The 19,405-nt window shown below is 55.9% G+C and carries 26 protein-coding genes; 16 read left to right on the plus strand and 10 right to left on the minus strand.

Going from position 1 to position 19,405, the window contains the following annotated elements:
• Positions 1–182 precede the first annotated feature (182 nt).
• On the plus strand, positions 183–371 hold the full coding sequence (locus AUC61_RS16640) for a hypothetical protein (protein ID WP_243247301.1): 189 nt from the start codon (positions 183–185) through the stop codon (positions 369–371).
• A 29-nt stretch (positions 372–400) separates the two neighbouring features.
• Here the strand turns inward: AUC61_RS16640 and AUC61_RS16645 are convergent, their stop codons facing one another.
• On the minus strand, positions 401–790 hold the full coding sequence (locus AUC61_RS16645; protein WP_243247302.1) for a Fe2+/Zn2+ uptake regulation protein: 390 nt from the start codon (positions 788–790) through the stop codon (positions 401–403).
• Positions 791–1,012: 222 nt separating this feature from the next.
• Here AUC61_RS16645 and pvdQ point away from each other — a divergent pair, with 222 nt between their 5' ends.
• Entirely contained in the window at positions 1,013–3,346 is a 2,334-nt protein-coding gene (gene pvdQ / locus AUC61_RS16650) for a bifunctional acylase PvdQ (RefSeq protein WP_243247303.1), read from the plus strand.
• Positions 3,347–3,470: 124 nt separating this feature from the next.
• On the opposite strand, the gene AUC61_RS16655 is transcribed toward pvdQ, so the two are convergent.
• A complete protein-coding gene (locus tag AUC61_RS16655; protein WP_243247304.1) occupies positions 3,471–4,502 on the minus strand; it encodes a FecR family protein in 1,032 nt (343 codons plus the stop codon).
• Positions 4,503–4,701: 199 nt separating this feature from the next.
• On the opposite strand from AUC61_RS16655, the gene AUC61_RS16660 reads away from it, so the two are divergent.
• From AUC61_RS16660 to AUC61_RS16670, 3 genes are all read left to right on the plus strand, one after another.
• On the plus strand, positions 4,702–5,133 hold the full coding sequence (locus AUC61_RS16660) for a GNAT family N-acetyltransferase (RefSeq protein WP_243247305.1): 432 nt from the start codon (positions 4,702–4,704) through the stop codon (positions 5,131–5,133).
• 92 nt (positions 5,134–5,225) lie between these two features.
• A complete protein-coding gene (locus AUC61_RS16665) occupies positions 5,226–6,254 on the plus strand; it encodes an Ldh family oxidoreductase (RefSeq protein WP_243247306.1) in 1,029 nt (342 codons plus the stop codon).
• A gap of 126 nt (positions 6,255–6,380) precedes the next feature.
• On the plus strand, positions 6,381–6,578 hold the full coding sequence (locus AUC61_RS16670) for a hypothetical protein (protein WP_243247445.1): 198 nt from the start codon (positions 6,381–6,383) through the stop codon (positions 6,576–6,578).
• On the opposite strand, the gene AUC61_RS16675 is transcribed toward AUC61_RS16670, so the two are convergent.
• Positions 6,529–6,723 (minus strand): hypothetical protein, encoded by a 195-nt coding sequence (locus AUC61_RS16675; protein ID WP_243247307.1) that lies wholly within the window; start codon positions 6,721–6,723, stop codon positions 6,529–6,531. The two genes, AUC61_RS16670 and AUC61_RS16675, sit on opposite strands and share 50 nt — an antisense overlap.
• Before the next feature lie 222 nt (positions 6,724–6,945).
• Between AUC61_RS16675 and AUC61_RS16680 the strand changes: the two genes are divergently transcribed.
• Both AUC61_RS16680 and map read left to right on the plus strand, forming a co-directional pair.
• Positions 6,946–7,200, plus strand: coding sequence for a ParD-like family protein (locus AUC61_RS16680; protein WP_243247308.1), 255 nt, complete (start codon positions 6,946–6,948; stop codon positions 7,198–7,200).
• Complete coding sequence (gene map / locus AUC61_RS16685; RefSeq protein WP_243247309.1) at positions 7,197–7,988, plus strand: type I methionyl aminopeptidase; 792 nt, start codon at positions 7,197–7,199, stop codon at positions 7,986–7,988. The genes AUC61_RS16680 and map overlap by 4 nt, the downstream gene beginning before the upstream one ends.
• Before the next feature lie 43 nt (positions 7,989–8,031).
• Here map and AUC61_RS16690 read toward each other — a convergent pair whose 3' ends face one another.
• The 4 genes from AUC61_RS16690 to AUC61_RS16705 form a co-directional block, all read right to left on the minus strand.
• The gene (locus tag AUC61_RS16690) at positions 8,032–8,286 is read right to left on the minus strand and encodes a hypothetical protein (RefSeq protein ID WP_243247310.1); all 255 of its coding nucleotides are present in this window, start codon (positions 8,284–8,286) and stop codon (positions 8,032–8,034) included.
• Between the two features lie 67 nt (positions 8,287–8,353).
• Complete coding sequence (locus AUC61_RS16695; RefSeq protein WP_243247311.1) at positions 8,354–8,596, minus strand: DUF6555 family protein; 243 nt, start codon at positions 8,594–8,596, stop codon at positions 8,354–8,356.
• A 311-nt stretch (positions 8,597–8,907) separates the two neighbouring features.
• On the minus strand, positions 8,908–9,609 hold the full coding sequence (locus AUC61_RS16700) for an endonuclease (protein WP_243247312.1): 702 nt from the start codon (positions 9,607–9,609) through the stop codon (positions 8,908–8,910).
• 4 nt (positions 9,610–9,613) lie between these two features.
• Complete coding sequence (locus tag AUC61_RS16705; protein WP_422765423.1) at positions 9,614–9,865, minus strand: DUF1654 domain-containing protein; 252 nt, start codon at positions 9,863–9,865, stop codon at positions 9,614–9,616.
• 195 nt (positions 9,866–10,060) lie between these two features.
• Between AUC61_RS16705 and AUC61_RS16710 the strand changes: the two genes are divergently transcribed.
• The 8 genes from AUC61_RS16710 to AUC61_RS16745 all read left to right on the plus strand — a co-directional run bounded on the left by AUC61_RS16710 (position 10,061) and on the right by AUC61_RS16745 (position 17,630).
• Entirely contained in the window at positions 10,061–10,450 is a 390-nt protein-coding gene (locus tag AUC61_RS16710; protein ID WP_243247313.1) for a hypothetical protein, read from the plus strand.
• A gap of 147 nt (positions 10,451–10,597) precedes the next feature.
• A complete protein-coding gene (locus tag AUC61_RS16715; RefSeq protein ID WP_243247314.1) occupies positions 10,598–11,560 on the plus strand; it encodes a sugar ABC transporter substrate-binding protein in 963 nt (320 codons plus the stop codon).
• A 55-nt stretch (positions 11,561–11,615) separates the two neighbouring features.
• On the plus strand, positions 11,616–13,166 hold the full coding sequence (locus AUC61_RS16720) for a sugar ABC transporter ATP-binding protein (protein ID WP_243247315.1): 1,551 nt from the start codon (positions 11,616–11,618) through the stop codon (positions 13,164–13,166).
• Entirely contained in the window at positions 13,166–14,161 is a 996-nt protein-coding gene (locus AUC61_RS16725; protein WP_422765425.1) for an ABC transporter permease, read from the plus strand. The genes AUC61_RS16720 and AUC61_RS16725 overlap by 1 nt, the downstream gene beginning before the upstream one ends.
• 1 nt (position 14,162) lies before the next feature.
• Complete coding sequence (locus AUC61_RS16730; RefSeq protein ID WP_243247317.1) at positions 14,163–15,176, plus strand: LacI family DNA-binding transcriptional regulator; 1,014 nt, start codon at positions 14,163–14,165, stop codon at positions 15,174–15,176.
• A 49-nt stretch (positions 15,177–15,225) separates the two neighbouring features.
• Entirely contained in the window at positions 15,226–16,149 is a 924-nt protein-coding gene (rbsK, locus tag AUC61_RS16735) for a ribokinase (RefSeq protein ID WP_340163298.1), read from the plus strand.
• Complete coding sequence (gene rbsD, locus AUC61_RS16740) at positions 16,146–16,550, plus strand: D-ribose pyranase (RefSeq protein ID WP_243247318.1); 405 nt, start codon at positions 16,146–16,148, stop codon at positions 16,548–16,550. Before rbsK ends, rbsD begins: the two co-directional genes overlap by 4 nt.
• 39 nt (positions 16,551–16,589) lie before the next feature.
• Positions 16,590–17,630, plus strand: coding sequence for a nucleoside hydrolase (locus AUC61_RS16745; protein WP_243247319.1), 1,041 nt, complete (start codon positions 16,590–16,592; stop codon positions 17,628–17,630).
• Positions 17,631–17,650: 20 nt separating this feature from the next.
• Here AUC61_RS16745 and AUC61_RS16750 read toward each other — a convergent pair whose 3' ends face one another.
• Positions 17,651–17,857 (minus strand): hypothetical protein, encoded by a 207-nt coding sequence (locus tag AUC61_RS16750; RefSeq protein WP_243247320.1) that lies wholly within the window; start codon positions 17,855–17,857, stop codon positions 17,651–17,653.
• 309 nt (positions 17,858–18,166) lie between these two features.
• Between AUC61_RS16750 and AUC61_RS16755 the strand changes: the two genes are divergently transcribed.
• Entirely contained in the window at positions 18,167–18,481 is a 315-nt protein-coding gene (locus AUC61_RS16755) for an I78 family peptidase inhibitor (RefSeq protein WP_243247321.1), read from the plus strand.
• A gap of 67 nt (positions 18,482–18,548) precedes the next feature.
• On the opposite strand, the gene AUC61_RS16760 is transcribed toward AUC61_RS16755, so the two are convergent.
• The gene (locus tag AUC61_RS16760) at positions 18,549–18,761 is read right to left on the minus strand and encodes a cold-shock protein (RefSeq protein WP_003179963.1); all 213 of its coding nucleotides are present in this window, start codon (positions 18,759–18,761) and stop codon (positions 18,549–18,551) included.
• A 294-nt stretch (positions 18,762–19,055) separates the two neighbouring features.
• Positions 19,056–19,358 carry a hypothetical protein gene (locus AUC61_RS16765; protein WP_243247322.1) on the minus strand — a complete coding sequence of 101 codons (303 nt, stop codon included), beginning with the start codon at positions 19,356–19,358 and terminating at the stop codon, positions 19,056–19,058.
• Positions 19,359–19,405: the final 47 nt, after the last annotated feature.

Below are 19,405 nucleotides of genomic sequence, written 5' to 3' on the forward strand. Positions count from 1 at the left end.
GCGAATTGTAACCAGCGTTGTCCGGATGTGCTCTGGCGTGGGTATCTGTCAGGTGTGGGAGGCGAATTGGCTGTAGGGCCAGTGCATGCAGGATGCCGGTGTCAGGCTTGGCACATCAGCGTAAGATGGGCGCGCATTTGTGCGCAACGAGTGCAGTCCATGAAGATTTCAGGAACCTTGTAATGACCAATAAACAACGTTTGATTTATTCGCTGCTGATTGCCCTGGCGGTACTGGCGATCATGCTGGGCCTGTCTCGTTTGCAGGCCAGCGGTGTCATCACCGAGAAGACTTTCCAGTACATCGCCATCGCCGTTGCCGTGCTGGTTGTGGTTATCAACGGCGTGATACGCCGCAAGGTCAAACGCTGAGCGCTTGCGGCTCAGTGCAAACCGGGCAGTTACTGTGCCGACTTGTCCGGTTCGTTGAGCTGTTCCATCGCCTGAGGATGCAGGCTGTAGCTCTTGTCCGGATTGAGAAAAATAACGCCTTCGTCGCACAGGCGTTTCAATACTTCCCGCACACTCAGAAATGACAACGGGATATCCAGCTTCAGCAATTGGCTGTGTACGCCACGAACGCCCAGAGGTTGCCCTTCGCTGGTGGCGTGCAGCAGCGCATCCAGGACCTTCAGGCGGACCAGACTGGTCCGCAGACCAAAGCTTTTCAGCAGCTTCCTGATGGGTTCATTGCCCTGACGCTCTGTATCGATCGCTGGCGCCTGGGCCTGCGCTGCAATGGCTGACTGGCGCAGCATCGTTCGGGTGGTGGTGGCTTGACGATTAAACATGCGCAAATTCCTTTTCAGGCTCTAAAAATACTTGCCTCACTTACTAAGACGTATGAGCGCTGAAAATCCTCAACATTTTCCGAAAAAAAGTTTACCGATCATCGTTTCAAGCCTCTCCCAGTGAGCCGTTAATCCTTAAATTTTTCTGATGTTCTTCGTCTTTAACTGAGCGACAGCCCGTCAAGGCTGTGCCTGTCCACAAGCCAGCCATCAGGAGTCAGAGTGATCATTTTCAAGCGCGTGCCGACGTTGTGTATTTGCGGATTGTTGTTTGGCCTGAGTCTCAGTGCTCATGCGCAGTTACCTAAGGGTCAGGCTGGCGCAGAGATTCGTCGGACGACGTTCGGGGTGCCGCATATCCGCGCGCAAAACGAGCGCGGTCTTGGCTACGGAATTGGTTACGCCTACGCGCAGGACAACCTCTGCCTGCTGGCCAATGAAGTGGTCACGGTAAACGGCGAGCGCTCGCGTTACTTTGGTCCCGAGAAGCAGACCACCGAGCAGCGCAATAACATGGCCAGCGATGTGTTCTTCAACTGGCTGAATACGCCTCAGGCTGTGGCCGCGTTCTGGAAGGCCCAGACGCCACAGGTCCGGCAATTGGTCGAGGGGTATGTCGCGGGGTATAACCGGTTTCTGACGGAGACGCGACAAGCCGGTAATCAGGGCGAATGTTTGCAGGCGCAGTGGTTGCGTCCGATCACCACCGACGATCAGGTCAAACTCACCCGCCGCCTTCTGGTAGAAGGCGGCGTAGGGCGTTTTGCCGAAGCCCTTGCCGCCGCCGCACCGCCCGCTGCTAGCGTCGCCAGTCACTCAATGGATTCGACGTCGTTCACCAGTGCTCTCGCCCATGATCAGGACTTTGCTCTGGAGAGGGGGAGTAACGCTGTGGCGATTGGTCGTGACCGATCTGAAAATGGCCGAGGCATGTTGTTGGCCAACCCACATTTCCCGTGGGTGGGCGGCATGCGTTTCTATCAGATGCACCTGACCATACCCGGCAAGCTCGATGTCATGGGGGCCGCGCTGCCGGGGTTGCCGTTGATCAATATCGGCTTCAGCCAGCACCTGGCCTGGACCCATACGGTGGACACCTCCAAACACTTCACCCTGTACCGGCTAAAGCTTGATCCCAAGGACCCCACTCGTTATCTGGTTGACGGGCAATCGCGCCCGCTGCAAAAGACCCGGGTCAGCGTCATGCTGAGCGACAAGGATGGCAAGCCGCAGCAGCAAACCCGCGAGATTTATCAGTCCGAGTTTGGCCCCGTGGTGCAGTGGCCGGGCAAGCTGGACTGGAACCGTGAATATGCCTATAGCTTACGCGACGCAAACCTTGGCAATGATCGGGTCATGCAGCAGTGGTATGCGATGAACCGGTCCAGAAACCTTGCGGAGTTGAAAAACGCGTTGCAGAAAATTCAGGGCATCCCTTGGGTCAATACGTTAGCCGTAGACGATCAGGGGCAGACGCTCTACACCAATTTTTCGGTTGTCCCGAATGTCAGCAGCCAAAAGCTGGCGCAATGCAGCGATCCTTCTGCTGGTTTGGAGATGATCGTGCTGGATGGCTCGCGCAAGGCCTGCGCCTGGGACAACGATATGTCAGCCGCACAGCCGGGGATCTTCCCAAGCTCAGCCTTGCCAATGTTAAGCCGTAGCGATTATCTGCAGAACTCCAATGATTCGGCGTGGATGACCAACCCGGCACAGCCATTGACGGGCTTTTCGCCACTGATCAGCCGTGATGCCCAGCCGCTTGGGCCGCGTACACGTTTTGCCGTGGATCGGCTCGGCAGCCTGCAGCAGGCTGGCAAGGTTAGCATCGCGGACCTGCAGGCCATGGTCATGGATAACCGGGTGTATCTCGCCGAGGCCGGTGGAGTGCTGGATGATCTGCTGCAGTACTGTGCTGGTTACTCCGGACCTGACGCTGCAACGGTCAAAAGTGTTTGCACGAGCATGCGTCAGTGGGATCGCAGTGCCAATCTGGATGCAGGCGTGGGGTTCGTGCATTTTCAAAACATCGCCAAGGCGCTGCAGACTGTTCCGAATGCCTGGCGAATTGCCTTTGACCCGGCCAATCCGGTCCACACACCTCGCGGTCTGGATTTGCGTCAAGCCGGTGTAACGCATGCGCTGCATGCAGCGGTGCTGGCGTCGGCGGAACAGCTGAGTAAAGCTGGTGTGACCGAAGAAACTCACTGGGGCGATATTCAAGTCTCTACTGCGGGCCAGCAGCAGACGCCAATCCACGGTGGTCCGGCTGTTCTGGGCGTTTACAACGCGATGCAGACCGTGCCGCGTCCTGATGGCAAGCGTGAAGTCGTCAGTGGCAGCAGCTATTTGCAAGTGGTGAGTTTCGATGAGCGCGGCCCGCAGGCTCAGGGCTTGCTGGCGCCCTCGGAGTCAACTCGTGATACATCGCCGCATCGTCGGGATCAGACCGAGGCGTTCTCTAAAAAACAATGGGCTGTGTTGCCATTCACCGAGCAGCAGATCACGGCAGACCCTGCTTATCAGTTGCAAGTGATCAAGGAAGGGCAGAGGTAATCTCAGGGCGGCGATAAGGCTGGTTCGGATCTGTTTAGATCGCGTCCAGTCTTATCGTCGGAATGCCGCCCAAACCAGGCTCAGTTCCCATAGGGAGCTGCTCCTGCTTCAGGGGATTGTCAGGCTAGCCCCTCGGCGTAACACCAGGTCGTCTGTTGATGACCTGGTTGCCTTCGTTGTTTCGGGTCACTGTCACGGGCAAGACCTTGGGCAGCGACGCCACCAGACCGACCATGTCCTGCGTGTTGTAACTGCCGCCGATGCGGATCGCGCCGGTGGCATTGTCAGCGAGCAAAACCGGTTGTGGCAGATAGCGGTTGATCAGTGGCAGCGCCTGCGCCAAGGGCAGGTTATTGATCACCAGCTTGCCGTTGCGCCAGGCCAGAATGTTGTCATTGGCGTAGGTTTCGCTGATCTGCGGTTCGAAGTCGCCACTCTTGTAGCTCGCCTGCATGCCGGGTTCAAGGCGATACCCGCTACCCGGTTGGGAGCTGTCACTGACCACTTGCACTGACCCTTCCAGCAGCATCACCCGGACCTGATCCTGATACATCCAGACGTTGAATTTGGTGCCGGTGACCTTGACGCTGCCTTGGCCCGCTTTCACCACAAACGGATGCTGGGCATCGTGGCTGACCTCGAAGAACGCCTCGCCCTTGTCCAGCACTACACTGCGTCGATCCTTGTAGTTGGCGAAAGTCAGACGGGTTCCCAGGTTCAGTTCCACACGGCTACCGTCTGCCATGGTGACGAGGCGGGTACTGCCGTTGGCTTCATAACTGTCATAAGCATTCGGCAGCCAGCCCTGATTCCAGCCTATGTAACCTGCCACTGGCACGGCGAGCGCAACGATGGCGGCTGCAACGGCATAATTACGCCAGGTTTTACCGGGCGCTTTGGTTGCCGGGTTATTGCGCAATCGCACGACATTGTTGTCGGCAGGCAATGGATTGACCGGCACCACCTGCTCGGAGATATCCCAGATTTCCAGCATCGCTTCATATTCAACGGTATGCAGCGGATGCGCATGTAGCCATTGTTCAAACGCCTGGCGCTCGTCTGCCGTGCAATCACTGGCGTGCATGCGCATGCACCAATGTGCTGCGGCATCGGTGATGGCATCGTATTCGGCTTCGCTGAGAATTGGGTCGCTCATTGGTACTCCGGCTGTAGGAGTATTCTACATGCGCGTGGGAGCGGGGGAGAACAGTTGTGGCTATTGAATATCAACGCATCAGCCCATTTTTTGGGTAATAGCGGTCGATTCGCGTTAACGCATTGTTTAAGCACTCCTGTTAAGTGCTCTGCGGTATTAAACTGTCGGTTTTCATATACAACCTCTCACGGAGCCATGGATGAACGTGCGTATCGAACACACCTCCAGTCCTACTGAAGAAGAAGTATCGGCAATCCTAACGCCCTTGCGCGCCTACAACGTCGCCAAGGCAGGCCAGTCCGGGGCGGAGAAGTTCGCACTGCTAGTCAAGGATGAACAAGGCGACGAGGTTCTCGGCGGGTTGAAGGGCAGCATTTTTTATAGCTGGATGTTCATCGAGTTGCTGGTAGTGCCGGAACAAGCCCGGGGGCAGGGGCTTGGCGTGCGTCTGATGGCAATGGCTGAAGACCTGGCGCGTGAGAAAAACTGCACAGGTATATGGCTTGATACGTTCGATTTTCAGGCGCCTGAATTTTACAGAAGCCTCGGTTATAACGAGTGCGGTCAAATTAACGATTATCCACCGGGGCATCGACGTTACTTTTTTCAGAAGCGTCTGGATCAAAACTGATGGTGTAGATTCACCTCTTCAAGGGTGAGCGTTAACCTCGACAATCGTCACGACACTCTTCCTGTTGTTAACGCTGACCTCTGGAGTCTTCAATGTCTGCACCCCATGACAATCAGATGCATACCCTTGGCTTCACCGAGTTAACCGAGGTACTGCGGAAGATATTTGTGCGCCATGGCACTTCGGAGGAAGTGGCTAAGGTGTTGTCGAAAAACTGCGCAAGTGCCCAGCGCGACGGCTCTCACAGCCACGGCATTTTTCGCATTCCCGGTTATTTGTCATCACTGGCCAGTGGCTGGGTCGACGGTAAGGCGGTGCCGGTAGTCGAAGACGTAGCGGCTGGGTTTATCCGCGTGGATGCGGCCAACGGTTTTGCGCAGCCAGCGTTGGCGGCTGCCACGCCATTGCTGATCGAAAAAGTAAAAAGTGCCGGTATCGCGATCCTGGCCATTCGTAGCTCTCACCACTTTGCGGCGTTATGGCCTGATGTAGAGCCTTTTGCCGAACAGGGGCTGGTTGCGCTGAGCGTGGTCAATAGCATGACATGTGTGGTGCCCCATGGCGCACAGAAACCTCTGTTTGGCACTAATCCGATAGCCTTCGCTGCGCCTCGCGCAGGCGGGGAGCCGATTGTTTTTGATCTGGCGACCAGCGCCATTGCCAACGGCGACGTGCAGATTGCTGCGCGAGCGGGTCGCACCTTGCCTGCCGGAATGGGCGTTGACCGCGCCGGGCAACCTACTCAAGACCCCAAAGCGATCCTGGAGGGCGGGGCGCTTCTGCCGTTCGGAGGCTATAAGGGATCTGCACTGTCGATGATGGTTGAGTTGCTTGCAGCTGCGCTCACCGGCGGCAATTTCTCGTTCGAATTCGATTGGTCCGGACACCCGGGCGCGCAAACTCCCTGGACCGGGCAATTGCTGATTGTGATAGACCCGGATAAAGGCAGCGGCCAACACTTCGCAATGCGTAGCGAGGAGCTGGTCAGGCAGATGCAAGGTGTGGGGCAGGAGCGCATGCCGGGTGATCGGCGATATGTGGAACGGGCAAAATCGCTTGCGGGCGGCATCGAGATTTCGCTCGCGGAGTGGGAAAACCTGCAAGCACTCGCCGCTGTGTAGGCGTTCAGCCCAAAAACGGACGGGGCGACTGATCGGCAGCATCGCCGTTCGTCGTCCTCTGGCTTGCGTTATGACGCTGATCCAAATACTGTATGTTTAAACAGTAATTTGAAAGAGGCGGTCGCCATGTCCCTTGAATGCGTTGCAAATACTTCAACTGATCACATATCCATCATCGCTGGCATGGATGAAATGCAGCGCGAGGATTTTCTGGCCCTGGCGGCGGCGCTTCGTCAGTTCAACGTCTACGAGCCTCTGGTATCCATGGCTATCGTCAACGCCCGGCACCCGGTTGAATGTCATAGTCGGCTGGCGGCTGACTGACTTCAGTGTCTGCAGGTGCATCCTGCTCAGTTTCAGCTATTTCGGCCGAGCGGGCATGACGACTCTTCCCGCTGCGTATCAAGCGCAACGCCAGCAGTGTGCCGAACAGCGAAACCACGCACCAGCCCAGCAGGAAATTTGCCACGCTTGATTCTCCAGACCGCGCCTGATGCAAAGCATAGGCGCGAATGATTGAGCTTTTTTCAACCTGATGGAAGTGGCTCTTGAGCTTTATACCACTGTGAGACGAATGATGAGGTTCGCCAGGTGTCGTGATCGAGGCTGGCAGAGAGTCAGGGAGCTCACCTGTACTTGATTGGCTGTATATGAAACGTATATGCTTCATATATTCCATTCGAGGTGAATTATGGGTCTGGTCAAGATTTCCGAACATATGCACGCCAATATTCGCGCGGCAAGTGCCGCGCTTAGCCGTTCGATCAATGCTCAGGCTGAGCACTGGATGCGTGTCGGCATGCTTAGCGAGTTGCACCCGGCGCTGAACTACAGCGAGATTTGCCAGATGTTGATTCGTACTGAAAATGCCGATGGCATTGTTTTGAGTGCGCAGACCTTCGATATCTCGCCTGTTCAGTCCCAGCCACAGGTAGCTTCTCGATGAGCGGCCCTGTCAGCATCAAAAGTGAAGCAGATCTGGTTCAGTTGCGAATCGCCGGCAGGTTGGCTGCTGACGTTCTGGCCATGATCACGCCGCATGTAAAAGCAGGCATCAGTACCGAGGCGCTGGACGATATCTGTAATGAGTACATCGTCAAAGAGCTGAAAGTGATTCCTGCCAATGTTGGCTATCACGGGTTTACCAAAACGACCTGCATCTCACCCAACGCAGTGGTATGCCACGGTATACCGTCGGCGTCAGACATTCTCAAGGATGGCGACATCATCAATATTGATGTCGCTGTTATCAAAGACGGTTGGTATGGCGATACCAGCCGGATGTATTTCGTGGGCGAGGTCAGCCCGCTGGCAAAGCGTCTGGTACATACCACCTATGAAGCTACTCGTGCGGGCATTCACGCGGTGCGTCCAGGTGCAACGCTGGGTGATATCGGGCATGCCATCCAGACGGTTGCGCATCGCGAAGGTTTCAGTGTCGTTCGTGAGTATTGCGGGCACGGGATTGGACGTAATTATCACGAAGATCCTCAAGTCCTGCATTACGGCGCTCAGGGCAAGGGGATGAGACTCAAACCAGGCATGGTGTTCACCATCGAGCCCATGATCAACGCAGGCAAGCCAGGCACCAAAGTCCTGCCGGATGGCTGGACAGTCCTGACCAGAGACTTGTCGTTGTCTGCCCAGTGGGAACATATGGTCGCGGTGACCGAGACGGGGTTTGAGCTGTTGACTCCATGGCCGGAAGGCACGGGCGAATACCCGGAAATCTGACGTAAAAAAGCCCGACCTGGAGCAGGTCGGGCTAGATGTACTGCTACGCGTCGTAGGCCTTTGCCGCAACAACTCCAGCAGAGCTGAGCTTGATCGGGTAATGCAACGAGCGGCCCGCTTTGCCCGTCGAATCAACACTGCCATCATGGATAAGGCCGTCTTTCTGCAAATGCTCCAGGGTGTCCGCGACTGCGTTCTCCCCCCGATAGTTGTCCAGCACTTCTTTGCCCAGGCCAGTGGGGTGGGCGTGCAGTAGTCGGGTCAGGACTTCTTTTTCAAGGTCTTTATCGATGGTCATGCTTACCTCGCGTTGCTGGTTTGATGAGCGCTGCTTGATAAGTGGGACCGCCTCGAAATCGTTTTGTTTAGACTTTCTCTTCCTTGCGTGTTTTTTTCCAGTGCACCTGGGTTACGCCCAGTATCTCTGCCTGAAGAAGCGCCGGTCTGATCGGTCCTGTAGCAACGCTGTCGTCTAGCTGCCAGACGCCCGCGTGCAGCGTTGCAATGTGCAGCGCATCGCTTTCGCAGAGCTGTAGTGCCTGATGAGAAAAGTGCCGAGGTTCGCCGCGAAACTGATAATGAATTTCAAAATCCGTCTGATCGTTCATCATTGCCCCCTGCCTGTGGGATGTCGAGATACATCTCTGAAAATGCGTACTTCCTGGTACCTGGAAGCTTGAGCCGAGGAGGCTCAACAGCGTGCTACCAGTTCATTTAGAGATCGATACAGGCTTGCAAAGAACTTCAAGCGGCCATGAATCGTACTGCTGCTCCAGATGTCCTTTTGTCTGAAAAAGGGAAGACGAGAATTACACTGATTTAGACATATTTGTACACATCTCCGATGAGCGGTGATGTGTTTTTTCACGTGGCTCAAGGGGCTCTGGACAAGCCCCTCAACGCCCTTCGTGATAGTCGTTTAGCTGCAGCTTTTCAGGTCCACCGGGCCCACGAACTCATTGCCTCGACCCATCACGCAGGCGACTCGCTGATTGCGCTGGCGCTCCCAGCTTTCGACGGGATAAGTCTTGTTCCAGGCCTGGTATAACTGCTGATCCTGACGTGACAAACGCAGGTTGTACTGCTTGCTCATATAGAAGTAAATGCGCGCGATCATGCCGCGAATGGAAGGCCGTGGCATGACCTTCTTGGCCTTGAAATCAACCTGCGTCAAGCAGGAACCGTACTGACCGGTCTGGGTTGGAAGCCAGCCAAAACTGAAGTTGTTTCGGTCGCCATTGACCTCGCCAATACTAGGCACCAGGTTGTGCAGGTCGGCTTCGGCTTGCTGAAAAACCTTGTCGTTTTTCGTGCAATTCTTGCGTCCACCGTTCTGCCAGCACTGGCGCAGGTGGCCGATCTGCCATGCGGGGACAATATGTTCCCACTCAATGCGTTTGGCCCGAGTTGCATTTTTGCGCGGAACGTAACCGCAGCCAGCGATATCGACTTTATTACCGCTGTATTTACAGCCACAGTAAAACTCGGTGGACTGAGCCGAATAGAGACCCCAGGCAACCTTTTTAGCCTGGCTGAAGGTGTGGGGCGCTTCGGCAGTAGCAGTGAGTGAAGTGGTGAGGAGCAGTGTCGTACAAAGCAGGGTAAAAAATCGCACAATCATGCCGTCAATCTTCCTTCGGCACTGTCCAGAAAATTTGCACGCCGCCATCATCCCGATAGGCGAGGGTTACGTTGTCGTTTTCCGCGATCTCTTCAAGCAACTGATTCCATTCGTCCTCAACTTCGTCCGGCAGGCGGAATATCAATGCTGCTTTGGCTTTTTGCGCCGTCGGCGAATTGATGATCTTTTGCACTCGCACGCCTAGACGTTCGTAAGAGTTGGGGAGGGATTGAGTTGCTGCGCCTGGATTTGCCACGGAAAGGTTCCTTGGGTTGCTGTACGAGCATACAGTATTTCACTGTGGGCCGTTTCGCAACTCTGCTGTAGGAACAAATTCTTGGGTTTGTGTGATTGCGCATAGTCTGGCGGTCGCCGCTGGGCATTCAATCCTCAAGAAAAATCTGAACAGGCCGATTGCTGAAGCAGGACTCGAATTTTCAGGATGACGGTAATGACTATTTCCGAGCTTGGTTTCTCAGCATCTACATTCAGTGTCAATGCAGGCTCCGCAGCAAGCGCAGAAGCCTTGTCAGAAGACGAGAAGAAGGTCGATAGCACCGCCCTCGGGGACAAACAGGTGAGCGGCGATATCTCCGATAATCTGAGTGCATCGGCAAAACAGATGCTCAAGCGTCTGGCCGAACTTCAATCGCAGTTGCGTGATCTGCGAAGTAAAATGCGAGCCGCGGAAAACGCCTCCTATTCAAATCTCGCCGCCCGGAACGCGGTTGTGGCGAGCTTTCAAAATCAGATATCAGCCATCACCGGGACCATATTGCTGATGTCCGGTTCGCTGTTCAAAGAGCTGGACCGAAGCGGTGGTCTGAACATCACGGTATAAATCCCTCCTCGATTTTAGCTTTTCCGGGCGTTGACAATCCCTTCGCCGGTTCTCATAGTTCGTATCTCGCAAACGTTTGCGCCATGGTCCGTGACCGGGGGCGTCAAGTGTTGCCCGACACAATAATCATAAGATCGGAGTGTACCTATGAAGCTGCCATTTGCTGGACGCGTTCTTGCCGTCGCTATGCTCGCTGCTGTTGCCGCTAGTACCTCTCTCCCGGCTTTATCGGCTGAGTCTTCGGACAAGCCCAAAGTCGCGCTGGTCATGAAGTCCCTTGCCAATGAATTCTTCCGCACCATGGAAGATGGCGCCAAGGCTTATCAGAAAGAAAACGCCGACAAGTTTGACCTGATTTCCAATGGCATCAAGGACGAGTCGGACACGTCCAATCAGATTCGCATCGTCGAGCAGATGATCGTTTCCAAGGTCAACGCGCTGGTTATTGCCCCGGCAGATTCCAAAGCGTTGGTGCCGGTCATCAAGAAGGCCATGGATGCGGGTATTACCGTAGTGAACATCGACAACCAGCTTGATGCCGATGTGCTGAAAAGCAAGGGTATCAGTGTTCCGTTTGTGGGCCCTGACAACCGCAAGGGAGCGAAGCTGGTGGGTGAATACCTGGCCCGTGACCTGAATCCGGGTGATGAAGTCGGGATTATTGAAGGTGTTCCGACTACCACCAATGCTCAACAGCGCACAGCTGGATTCAAGGACGCCATGGAAGCCAGGCAGATGAAGATCGTCTCGGTACAGTCTGGCAATTGGGAGATCGACAAGGGCAACGCGGTTGCCTCGGCCATGCTTAATGCGCATCCGAATCTCAAAGCCCTGCTGGCCGGAAATGACAGCATGGCGCTGGGCGCTGTGTCTGCCGTTCGTGCAGCAGGCAAGGCGGGGCAGGTCAAAGTGGTTGGCTACGACAACATCAAGGCGATTCAACCTATGATCGAAGACGGCCGCGTGCTGGCTACCGCCGATCAATTCGCCGCCAGGCAAGCCATGTTCGGCATCGACGCAGCCCTGAAAATTCTCAAGGGTGAAAAGGTCGAGACTGTTAATGGCGTCATCGAAACGCCGGTGACTCTGATCACCAAATCCAAACCGTAACCCCTTCGCCGAATGACTGCATCTGCCCGTATCGGGCAGGTGCATGGAGAGTTTTATGTCGGTTTCTGATCAAACCGCCGTGCTGTCTGTCAGCGGTATAGGTAAGACCTACGCGCAACCCGTGCTGGGCGACATTGACCTGACGTTGATGCGTGGTGAAGTGCTCGCTCTCACGGGTGAGAATGGCGCCGGTAAAAGTACCCTTTCGAAAATCATAGGCGGGCTGGAAACGCCGACTACCGGGCAGATGCAATTTCAAGGGGAAAGTTATCAGCCAGCAAACCGTACGCAGGCAGAGAAGCTTGGCGTGCGCATGGTGATGCAGGAGCTCAATCTGCTGCCCACCCTGTCTGTTGCAGAAAACCTGTTTCTCGACAACTTGCCGCGTCGTGCAGGCTGGATCAATCGCAAGCGTCTGCGTGAAGACGCGATCAAGGCCATGGCTCAAGTCGGGCTGGACGCTATTGATCCGGATACGCTGGTCAGTGAGCTAGGCATCGGTCATCAGCAGATGGTGGAGATTGCCCGCAACCTGATCGGTGACTGTCGTGTCCTGATACTGGATGAGCCTACGGCCATGCTGACGGCCCGGGAAGTCGAGATGTTGTTCGAGCAGATCACCCGTCTGCAGGCGCGCGGCGTGTCGATCATTTACATCTCTCACCGCCTTGAAGAGTTGCAGCGTGTTGCGCAACGTATTGCCGTGCTGCGTGACGGCAAGCTGGTGTGCGTCGATGCTATCGCCAATTACAGCAGTGAGCAGTTGGTGACGTTGATGGTCGGCCGGGAGCTGGGTGACAAGATTGATCTGGGAACCCGTCAGATTGGTGAGGTGGCCCTGAATGTCAAAGGTCTGGGGCGTGGCGGAAAGGTCCGGGACGTTTCATTCCAGGTCCGCAAAGGTGAAATTTTCGGCATTTCCGGGTTGATCGGCGCTGGGCGTACCGAGCTTTTGCGCCTGATCTATGGCGCAGATCTGGCCGACAGCGGCAGCATCGAACTGGGTAACCCGCTTCGGGTGGTGTCGATTCGCTCTCCTGCTGACGCAGTTCGCGAGGGCATCGCGCTGATTACCGAAGATCGTAAGGGCGAAGGGCTGCTGTTGACTCAGTCCATCAGCGCCAATATCGCCTTGGGCAATATGGATGCGGTATCGGCTGGCGGGCTGGTCAACGCTCACGATGAAGCGAGCCTGGCAAAACGGCAGATTGATGCCATGCGTATTCGCAGTTCTGGTCCGGCGCAACTGGTTTCAGAGCTGTCCGGGGGCAATCAGCAAAAGGTGGTTATCGGGCGCTGGCTGGAGCGCGATTGCCCGATCATGCTGTTTGATGAACCCACCCGCGGCATTGATGTAGGGGCCAAGTTCGATATTTACGGCCTGCTTGGCGAACTGACCCGTCAGGGCAGGGCACTGATCGTGGTCTCCAGTGATCTGCGTGAGCTGATGTTGATCTGTGATCGCATCGGCGTGCTGTCTGCAGGGCGTCTGATCGATACCTTCGAACGCGACAGCTGGACCCAGGACGAACTGCTTGCCGCCGCATTTGCCGGCTATCAAAAACGCGACGCGCTGCTCAGTGAAGCGGCGCCGAGGACTGCTTGATGAAAACCTCTACCCCTTCACAGGCTCTTTCCGCACCGGCAAAACGTGGCGGTACTTATTTCGGTCTGGGAACCTACCTGGGCCTTGCGGGTGCCTTGCTGGCAATGATCGTCCTGTTCTCACTGCTCAGCGATCACTTTCTCTCGTACAACACGTTCAGCACCATCGCCAATCAGATTCCTGATCTGATGGTGCTGGCGGTAGGTATGACATTCGTGCTGATTATCGGCGGCATTGATCTGTCCGTGGGGTCGGTGCTCGCTCTGGCAGCTTCCGCCGTCAGCGTGGCGATTCTTGGCTGGGGCTGGAGTATTTTCCCGGCTGCGTTGTTGGGCATGGCCTGCGCCACACTGGCGGGCACGCTTACCGGCTCGATCACGGTCGCCTGGCGAATCCCTTCATTTATCGTGTCTCTGGGTGTGCTGGAGATGGCCCGCGGTGTTGCTTACCAGATGACCGATTCGCGCACCGCCTACATTGGTGATGCCTACGCCTGGTTATCTAACCCGTTCGCCTTCGGTATCTCCCCCTCGTTTGTCATTGCCTTGCTGGTGATTTTTGCCGCGCAGGCGCTACTCACCCGCACCGTATTTGGACGCTACTTGATCGGCATTGGTACCAACGAAGAGGCCGTGCGTCTGGCGGGCATCAACCCCAAGCCATACAAGATTCTGGTGTTCTCAATGATGGGCCTGTTGGCGGGCGTCGCGGCGCTGTTCCAGATTTCCCGTCTGGAAGCCGCCGATCCCAACGCGGGCTCGGGGCTGGAGTTGCAGGTGATCGCCGCGGTGGTCATTGGTGGCACCAGTTTGATGGGCGGACGTGGTTCGATCATCAGCACTTTCTTTGGTGTGTTGATCATTTCGGTGCTGGCAGCCGGGTTGGCGCAAATCGGTGCCACGGAGCCAACCAAGCGGATTATCACCGGTGCGGTAATCGTCATCGCCGTAGTGCTCGACACTTATCGCAGTCACCGCGCAAAGCGCCAGGTCTGACATGGCAACAATCAAGGATGTGGCGGCGCTGGCCGGTATTTCTTACACGACGGTTTCTCATGTCTTGAACAATTCCCGGCCTGTAAGCGATCAAGTCAGGATCAAGGTCGAGGCGGCCATTCGGCAGCTGGATTATGTACCCAGTGCCGTGGCGCGCTCCCTCAAGGCAAAGTCCACATCGACCATCGGCTTGCTGATACCGAATGGTGTCAACCCGTATTTCGCCGAGCTGGCCCGAGGCATTGAGGATTACTGCGAGCGCAACGGTTTCTGCGTGATCCTGTGCAACTGCGATGACAATGCAGATAAACAGCGTGGCTATTTGCGGGTGTTGCTGGAGAAGCGCGTCGACGGGCTGATCGTGTCCTCGGTGGGCGGGGATCCCGGGCTGGACGGCGGTCTCGCAGGTGTGCGTACGCCCATGGTGGTGGTTGACCGCGAACTTGAAGGTATCGACGCTGATCTCGTGCGTATTGATCACGAACTGGGCGGTTATCTGGCGACTCGTCATCTCCTTGATTTGGGGCATCGCCATATCGCCTGTATTCATGGTCCCGCGCAAACCAGCGTGGCACGGTTGAGGCTGCAAGGTTACGAGCGGGCGATGGCTGAGGCGGGCATTCACGTCGATCCTCATTGGGTCATCGAAAGCGACTACACCAGCCCGGGTGGTTATCAGGCGGCTGTCAGCCTGTTGGCAGGTAAGCCACCGACCGCTATTTTTGCCGGAAATGACATGATCGGAATCGGCGTATTGCGCGCCGCTGCCGAGCGTAATGTCCGCGTGCCAAGGGATCTCTCCGTGGTGGGGTTCGACGATATAGAAATGAGCCGCTATGTATACCCAGCCTTGACGACGGTCGGGCAGTCGATTGTCTCGCTGGGCGAGAGTGCCGCGCAGATGCTTTTAAGGCGCATCACTGGCGTGTTCGAGGATGCAACCGAGCAGCGTGTCGTTGCGCCAAGCATCGTGCTGCGTGAGTCTACGGCACCGCCGCTCTATGAATTACGTTGAGTCATAACTACGTCGAGTCATAACGATGAATGCGAAAAAGAATTCTGACGTGTCGTCCGCCCAGGTAGTGGTGATCGGCAGCTTGAATATGGATCTGGTCACACGTGCGCAACGATTGCCGGGGCCTGGGGAAACCCTGAGCGGCGATTCATTCGCCACCGTATCGGGCGGCAAGGGCGCCAACCAGGCCGTTGCGGCGGCCCGGCTGGGTGCGCGTGTGGCAATGATTGGCTGCGTCGGTGATGACGCCTATGGCGAGCAACTGCGTAATGCTCTGCTGGCTGAGCAGATTGACTGCCAAGGATTGACCACTGTCGCTGATGTTTCTACTGGCATTGCTTCAATCGTGGTGGATGCCGATGGCCAGAACGCGATCATTATTGTCGCGGGGGGCAACGGTCGCCTCACGCCGGATGTCATTGACCGCTTCGATGCTCTGCTCGGCGCTGCACAGGTCGTTATTTGTCAGTTGGAAGTGCCATTGCCTACCGTTGCGCATGCACTGCGTCGAGCGCGGGAGTTGGGCAAGACAGTGATCCTCAATCCCGCTCCGGCGGTCGCTGCATTGCCTGATCAGTGGTATTCGTTGATCGACTATCTGATTCCCAACGAAACCGAGGCGGCTATTCTGAGCGGTATCGCAGTGGACTCGGTGGCGTCGGCAGAGCGCGCAACACAGTCCCTGCTGGCTTCGGGTGCGAGCAAGGTCATCATCACGCTGGGGGAGCAGGGGGCATTGCTGGCGTCAGGACAGGGGAGCGAGCATTTTCCTGCGCCGCGCGTTACTGCGGTCGACAGTACGGCTGCTGGTGATACATTTGTTGGCGGTTTCGCTGCTGCGCTCGCTCAAGGCCACACCGAAGCTGACGCGATTCGTTTCGCGCAGAAGGCTGCGGCAATATCTGTAACCCGTGCTGGCGCGCAGCCCTCCATCCCCGATAGCGCTGAAGTCCAAAGGTTCGCTTTTACATGAAAAAAACACCGCTGCTCAACATCGCACTGTCCCGAGTCATCGCCTCTCTGGGGCATGGCGATATCCTGATGATTGTCGACGCAGGCATGCCAATCCCGGCAGGCGTTGAATTGATTGATCTGGCGCTCACCCGTGGCGTAGCCGATTTCGCCAGCGTGCTGGATACCGTCCTGAGTGAAATGCAGGTCGAAAGCCATGTGCTGGCTGAGGAAATCATGTTCAAGAAGCCGCCAGCCCTGAGTGTTATCGAAGGTTTGAATCTGGATGGTGATCTGGGTGAGCAGCGTCTGCTCAGTCACGAGGCGCTGAAGGCCTTGAGCAAAAGCGCGAGAGCAATCGTCCGTACTGGCGAATTTGAGCCATACAGCAACATTGCATTGGTTGCCGGTGTGGTTTTCTGACTGTCCGCAAGGACGCTTTTCTGGAACAGGGAGTTCTTTATGCACCTTTTGCATCTCGTCAAACAGTTACCTTTCACACAGTTGCTTCGGAGCCTGCTGCTATTGTCCATTCTCAGTGCGAGCGTTACCCAGGCCGCGGAAAAGCGCGATTTGATTATCGATACTGACCCTGGGGCTGATGACGTGGTGGCGTTGCTGCTTGCGCTGGCGTCGCCCGAGGAGTTGAACGTCCTGGCGATTACGACCGTGGCGGGCAATGTGCGGCTGGACAAAACTTCGCGCAATGCCCGGCTGGCAAGGGAGTGGGCCGGCCGTGAGGACGTGCCGGTGTATGCCGGGGCCTCGAAGCCTTTGGTGCGTAAACCGATTTACGCGGAGAATGTTCACGGTCAGGAAGGGCTGCCCGGCGTCCCCGTGCATGAACCAACGCAAGGGCTGGCGCAGGGTAACGCGGTGCAGTATCTGATTGATACGTTGCGCAAGGCCAGGCCGCACAGCATCACCATTGCCATGCTCGGGCCGCAAACCAATCTGGCGTTGGCGCTGGTGCAGGATCCGGAAATCACCCAAGGCATCAAGGAAGTCGTGGTGATGGGCGGCGCGCATTTCAATGGCGGTAATATCACACCGGTTGCCGAGTTCAATCTGTTCGCCGATCCCCATGCGGCTCAGGTTGTCCTGGCCAGCGGTGTCAAACTGACCTATCTGCCGCTGGATGTAACCCACAAAATCCTGACTAGCGAACAGCGTCTGGCGCAGATTGCTGCGCTGGATAATCAGGCAGGCAAACTGGTCGGCAGTATTCTCAACGAATACGTAAAACTGGATATGGCTCACTACGGTTTGCCAGGCGGACCGGTTCATGACGCGAGTGTCATTGCATGGTTGCTCAAGCCTGAGCTGTTCAGCGGCAGGCAGATCAACGTGGCAATCGACAGCCGCGAAGGTTTAGGTTTTGGTCAGACCGTTGCTGACTGGTATGACACGCTGGGCCTGGATAAAAATGTGTTCTGGGTCGAAAGCGGCGACGCACAGGGCTTTTTCGACTTACTGACCAGTCGGTTATCACGCCTCAAATAGCGGCCATTTGGCTGGCCGGTTCAGGACACTCGTTGTGCTGTACCGGTTTCGCTGGGGTATCGGGCGAGCACTTGAGTGATGAACGCAAGGGCGCCCTCAGTTCCCAGCTCCTTCACCAGCAAGTCCACTGCAATAATCGCCAGCTCTTCCGGGTTTCCCGGGCTGTGTGATGAATGCCCCTGCGGCCATTTGGCCTTGATGTCTGCATCGATAGATACGACTGCCATTACTGCCTCTTCTCGTCGTCTGTAAGGGGATCCATGAACTGCGTGACCTGCATGGCCAAACGCTGAGCGCAGTAAAGCACTTCAGATTCTTTTTAGCACTGCTACCTAAGGCGGGCTGACTGGTGGCCGTGGAATCCTCAGGCCTGTTTACTCATGTTTTGTGACGATTTGCTTTCGCGTGCACAGAGTGGGTCGGGCAGACTGCTCAGCTGGCTGGCCTGATGGCATTTAACTGGCCATGTATTGCAACGAATAGGTTGGGATGCTGTCGCAAGGGTTCAGCTTTTGTTTATCGGTCAAGGAGTCTGTATGCCGTGGAAAATATCGTCAGTCGGGTTGGTCGTTGCTTTGTCGTTAATGGCAGGGTGCAGCAGCACGCCTGAGCCAGCAGCTCAAGAGCCGAATGCTCCCGTCGCCAGTGGTCGTTGTGACGCTGCTGGTGCTCAGTTCGCTGTAGGTCAGCAAGCTTCAGCTGCATTGCTGGCTCAAGCCCGGGCCAAGGCCGGGGCGCAGGATGCGCGATTCATCGGTGCCAATGACATGGTCACGCTGGAATACCGTTCTAATCGCGTCAATCTGAATACCGACGCCAATGGCAAGGTAGTGCGGGTTAACTGCGGTTGAGTCGAGTGGTTTTGCTACAGGCATAAAAAAACCCCGTCAGTGACGGGGTTTTTTTAGACCGCTCGGATTACTCCGGACGAACCTGAGCAGCTTGCATGCCCTTTTGGCCTTTCTCAGCCACGAAGGAAACGGTCTGGCCTTCTTTCAGGCTTTTGAAACCGTCGCTTTCGATAGCTTTGAAGTGTACGAACAGGTCGTCACCGCCACCCTGTGGGGTGATAAAGCCGAAGCCTTTTTCATCGTTGAACCATTTTACGGTGCCGGTTTGGCGATTAGACATGGTGAATCTCCAAGAACATAATTTTTCAGTGTACGTGTTGCTCAGGCCAACTGGGCACACCGGCCTATCATAGTCGAAATGCGGGAATGTAGAACTTTTTCAGTAAGAACTTTGAGTCAGTGTCGTAAGAAGGAACCGCATAACGTCCCTAGAACTTACCTTTTCAACTACATTAATCATAGGTCCATGCTGCGACAGCGGGGCTGCAAGGCACGTATTACGTGGCTTTCAGAAAAGCGCTGCTAACTTGCGGGTAGTACGCCCCGCGTCACAGTCCAGATTCATCTATATCAATTATTTTTTTGGTCCGGCGCAGTTTTTAGCCACTAAATCCCGCATTTTTGCTGTTTGCTGAGGGGTTGGTGGCGGATTGGCATTGCTCATCTTTTCAATTTCAGCGCTGGTGAAATTTTTGCTGACTTGTTCGGCGCCGCACTCGCAATGGGCTTTTGCGGATTTCTGATCCAGCGTCTGGCCCGCGGTTGCGACGCAGTCGTTGATAAATTTTGTTTTGGTTGGCGCGCTCATGGCTGCCTGGGTACTGAGTGGCACTGCGAGTGCGATAGGGGCGAGCAGGGCGAAAAGACTTAACTTCATGGCGTTCTCCTTATAAGGCACAGCGATAAGGCACAGCGGGATTGCTA

The organism is Pseudomonas maioricensis (assembly GCF_022790535.1).
Taxonomy (GTDB): Bacteria; Pseudomonadota; Gammaproteobacteria; order Pseudomonadales; family Pseudomonadaceae; genus Aquipseudomonas; species Aquipseudomonas maioricensis.

Coding starts and splice junctions, on each gene's coding strand:
- AUC61_RS16700 (WP_243247312.1), bottom strand. CDS start 9,609: ATGATTGTGCGATTTTTTACCCTGCTTTGTACGACACTGCTCCTCACC.
- AUC61_RS16670 (WP_243247445.1), top strand. CDS start 6,381: ATGTCCCTTGAATGCGTTGCAAATACTTCAACTGATCACATATCCATC.
- AUC61_RS16715 (WP_243247314.1), top strand. CDS start 10,598: ATGAAGCTGCCATTTGCTGGACGCGTTCTTGCCGTCGCTATGCTCGCT.
- AUC61_RS16640 (WP_243247301.1), top strand. CDS start 183: ATGACCAATAAACAACGTTTGATTTATTCGCTGCTGATTGCCCTGGCG.
- map (WP_243247309.1), top strand. CDS start 7,197: ATGAGCGGCCCTGTCAGCATCAAAAGTGAAGCAGATCTGGTTCAGTTG.
- AUC61_RS16745 (WP_243247319.1), top strand. CDS start 16,590: ATGCACCTTTTGCATCTCGTCAAACAGTTACCTTTCACACAGTTGCTT.
- AUC61_RS16660 (WP_243247305.1), top strand. CDS start 4,702: ATGAACGTGCGTATCGAACACACCTCCAGTCCTACTGAAGAAGAAGTA.
- AUC61_RS16655 (WP_243247304.1), bottom strand. CDS start 4,502: ATGAGCGACCCAATTCTCAGCGAAGCCGAATACGATGCCATCACCGAT.
- AUC61_RS16730 (WP_243247317.1), top strand. CDS start 14,163: ATGGCAACAATCAAGGATGTGGCGGCGCTGGCCGGTATTTCTTACACG.
- AUC61_RS16680 (WP_243247308.1), top strand. CDS start 6,946: ATGGGTCTGGTCAAGATTTCCGAACATATGCACGCCAATATTCGCGCG.
- AUC61_RS16695 (WP_243247311.1), bottom strand. CDS start 8,596: ATGAACGATCAGACGGATTTTGAAATTCATTATCAGTTTCGCGGCGAA.
- AUC61_RS16710 (WP_243247313.1), top strand. CDS start 10,061: ATGACTATTTCCGAGCTTGGTTTCTCAGCATCTACATTCAGTGTCAAT.
- AUC61_RS16760 (WP_003179963.1), bottom strand. CDS start 18,761: ATGTCTAATCGCCAAACCGGCACCGTAAAATGGTTCAACGATGAAAAA.
- AUC61_RS16690 (WP_243247310.1), bottom strand. CDS start 8,286: ATGACCATCGATAAAGACCTTGAAAAAGAAGTCCTGACCCGACTACTG.
- AUC61_RS16765 (WP_243247322.1), bottom strand. CDS start 19,358: ATGAAGTTAAGTCTTTTCGCCCTGCTCGCCCCTATCGCACTCGCAGTG.
- AUC61_RS16750 (WP_243247320.1), bottom strand. CDS start 17,857: ATGGCAGTCGTATCTATCGATGCAGACATCAAGGCCAAATGGCCGCAG.
- AUC61_RS16645 (WP_243247302.1), bottom strand. CDS start 790: ATGTTTAATCGTCAAGCCACCACCACCCGAACGATGCTGCGCCAGTCA.
- AUC61_RS16725 (WP_422765425.1), top strand. CDS start 13,166: ATGAAAACCTCTACCCCTTCACAGGCTCTTTCCGCACCGGCAAAACGT.
- AUC61_RS16755 (WP_243247321.1), top strand. CDS start 18,167: ATGCCGTGGAAAATATCGTCAGTCGGGTTGGTCGTTGCTTTGTCGTTA.
- rbsD (WP_243247318.1), top strand. CDS start 16,146: ATGAAAAAAACACCGCTGCTCAACATCGCACTGTCCCGAGTCATCGCC.
- AUC61_RS16665 (WP_243247306.1), top strand. CDS start 5,226: ATGTCTGCACCCCATGACAATCAGATGCATACCCTTGGCTTCACCGAG.
- AUC61_RS16720 (WP_243247315.1), top strand. CDS start 11,616: ATGTCGGTTTCTGATCAAACCGCCGTGCTGTCTGTCAGCGGTATAGGT.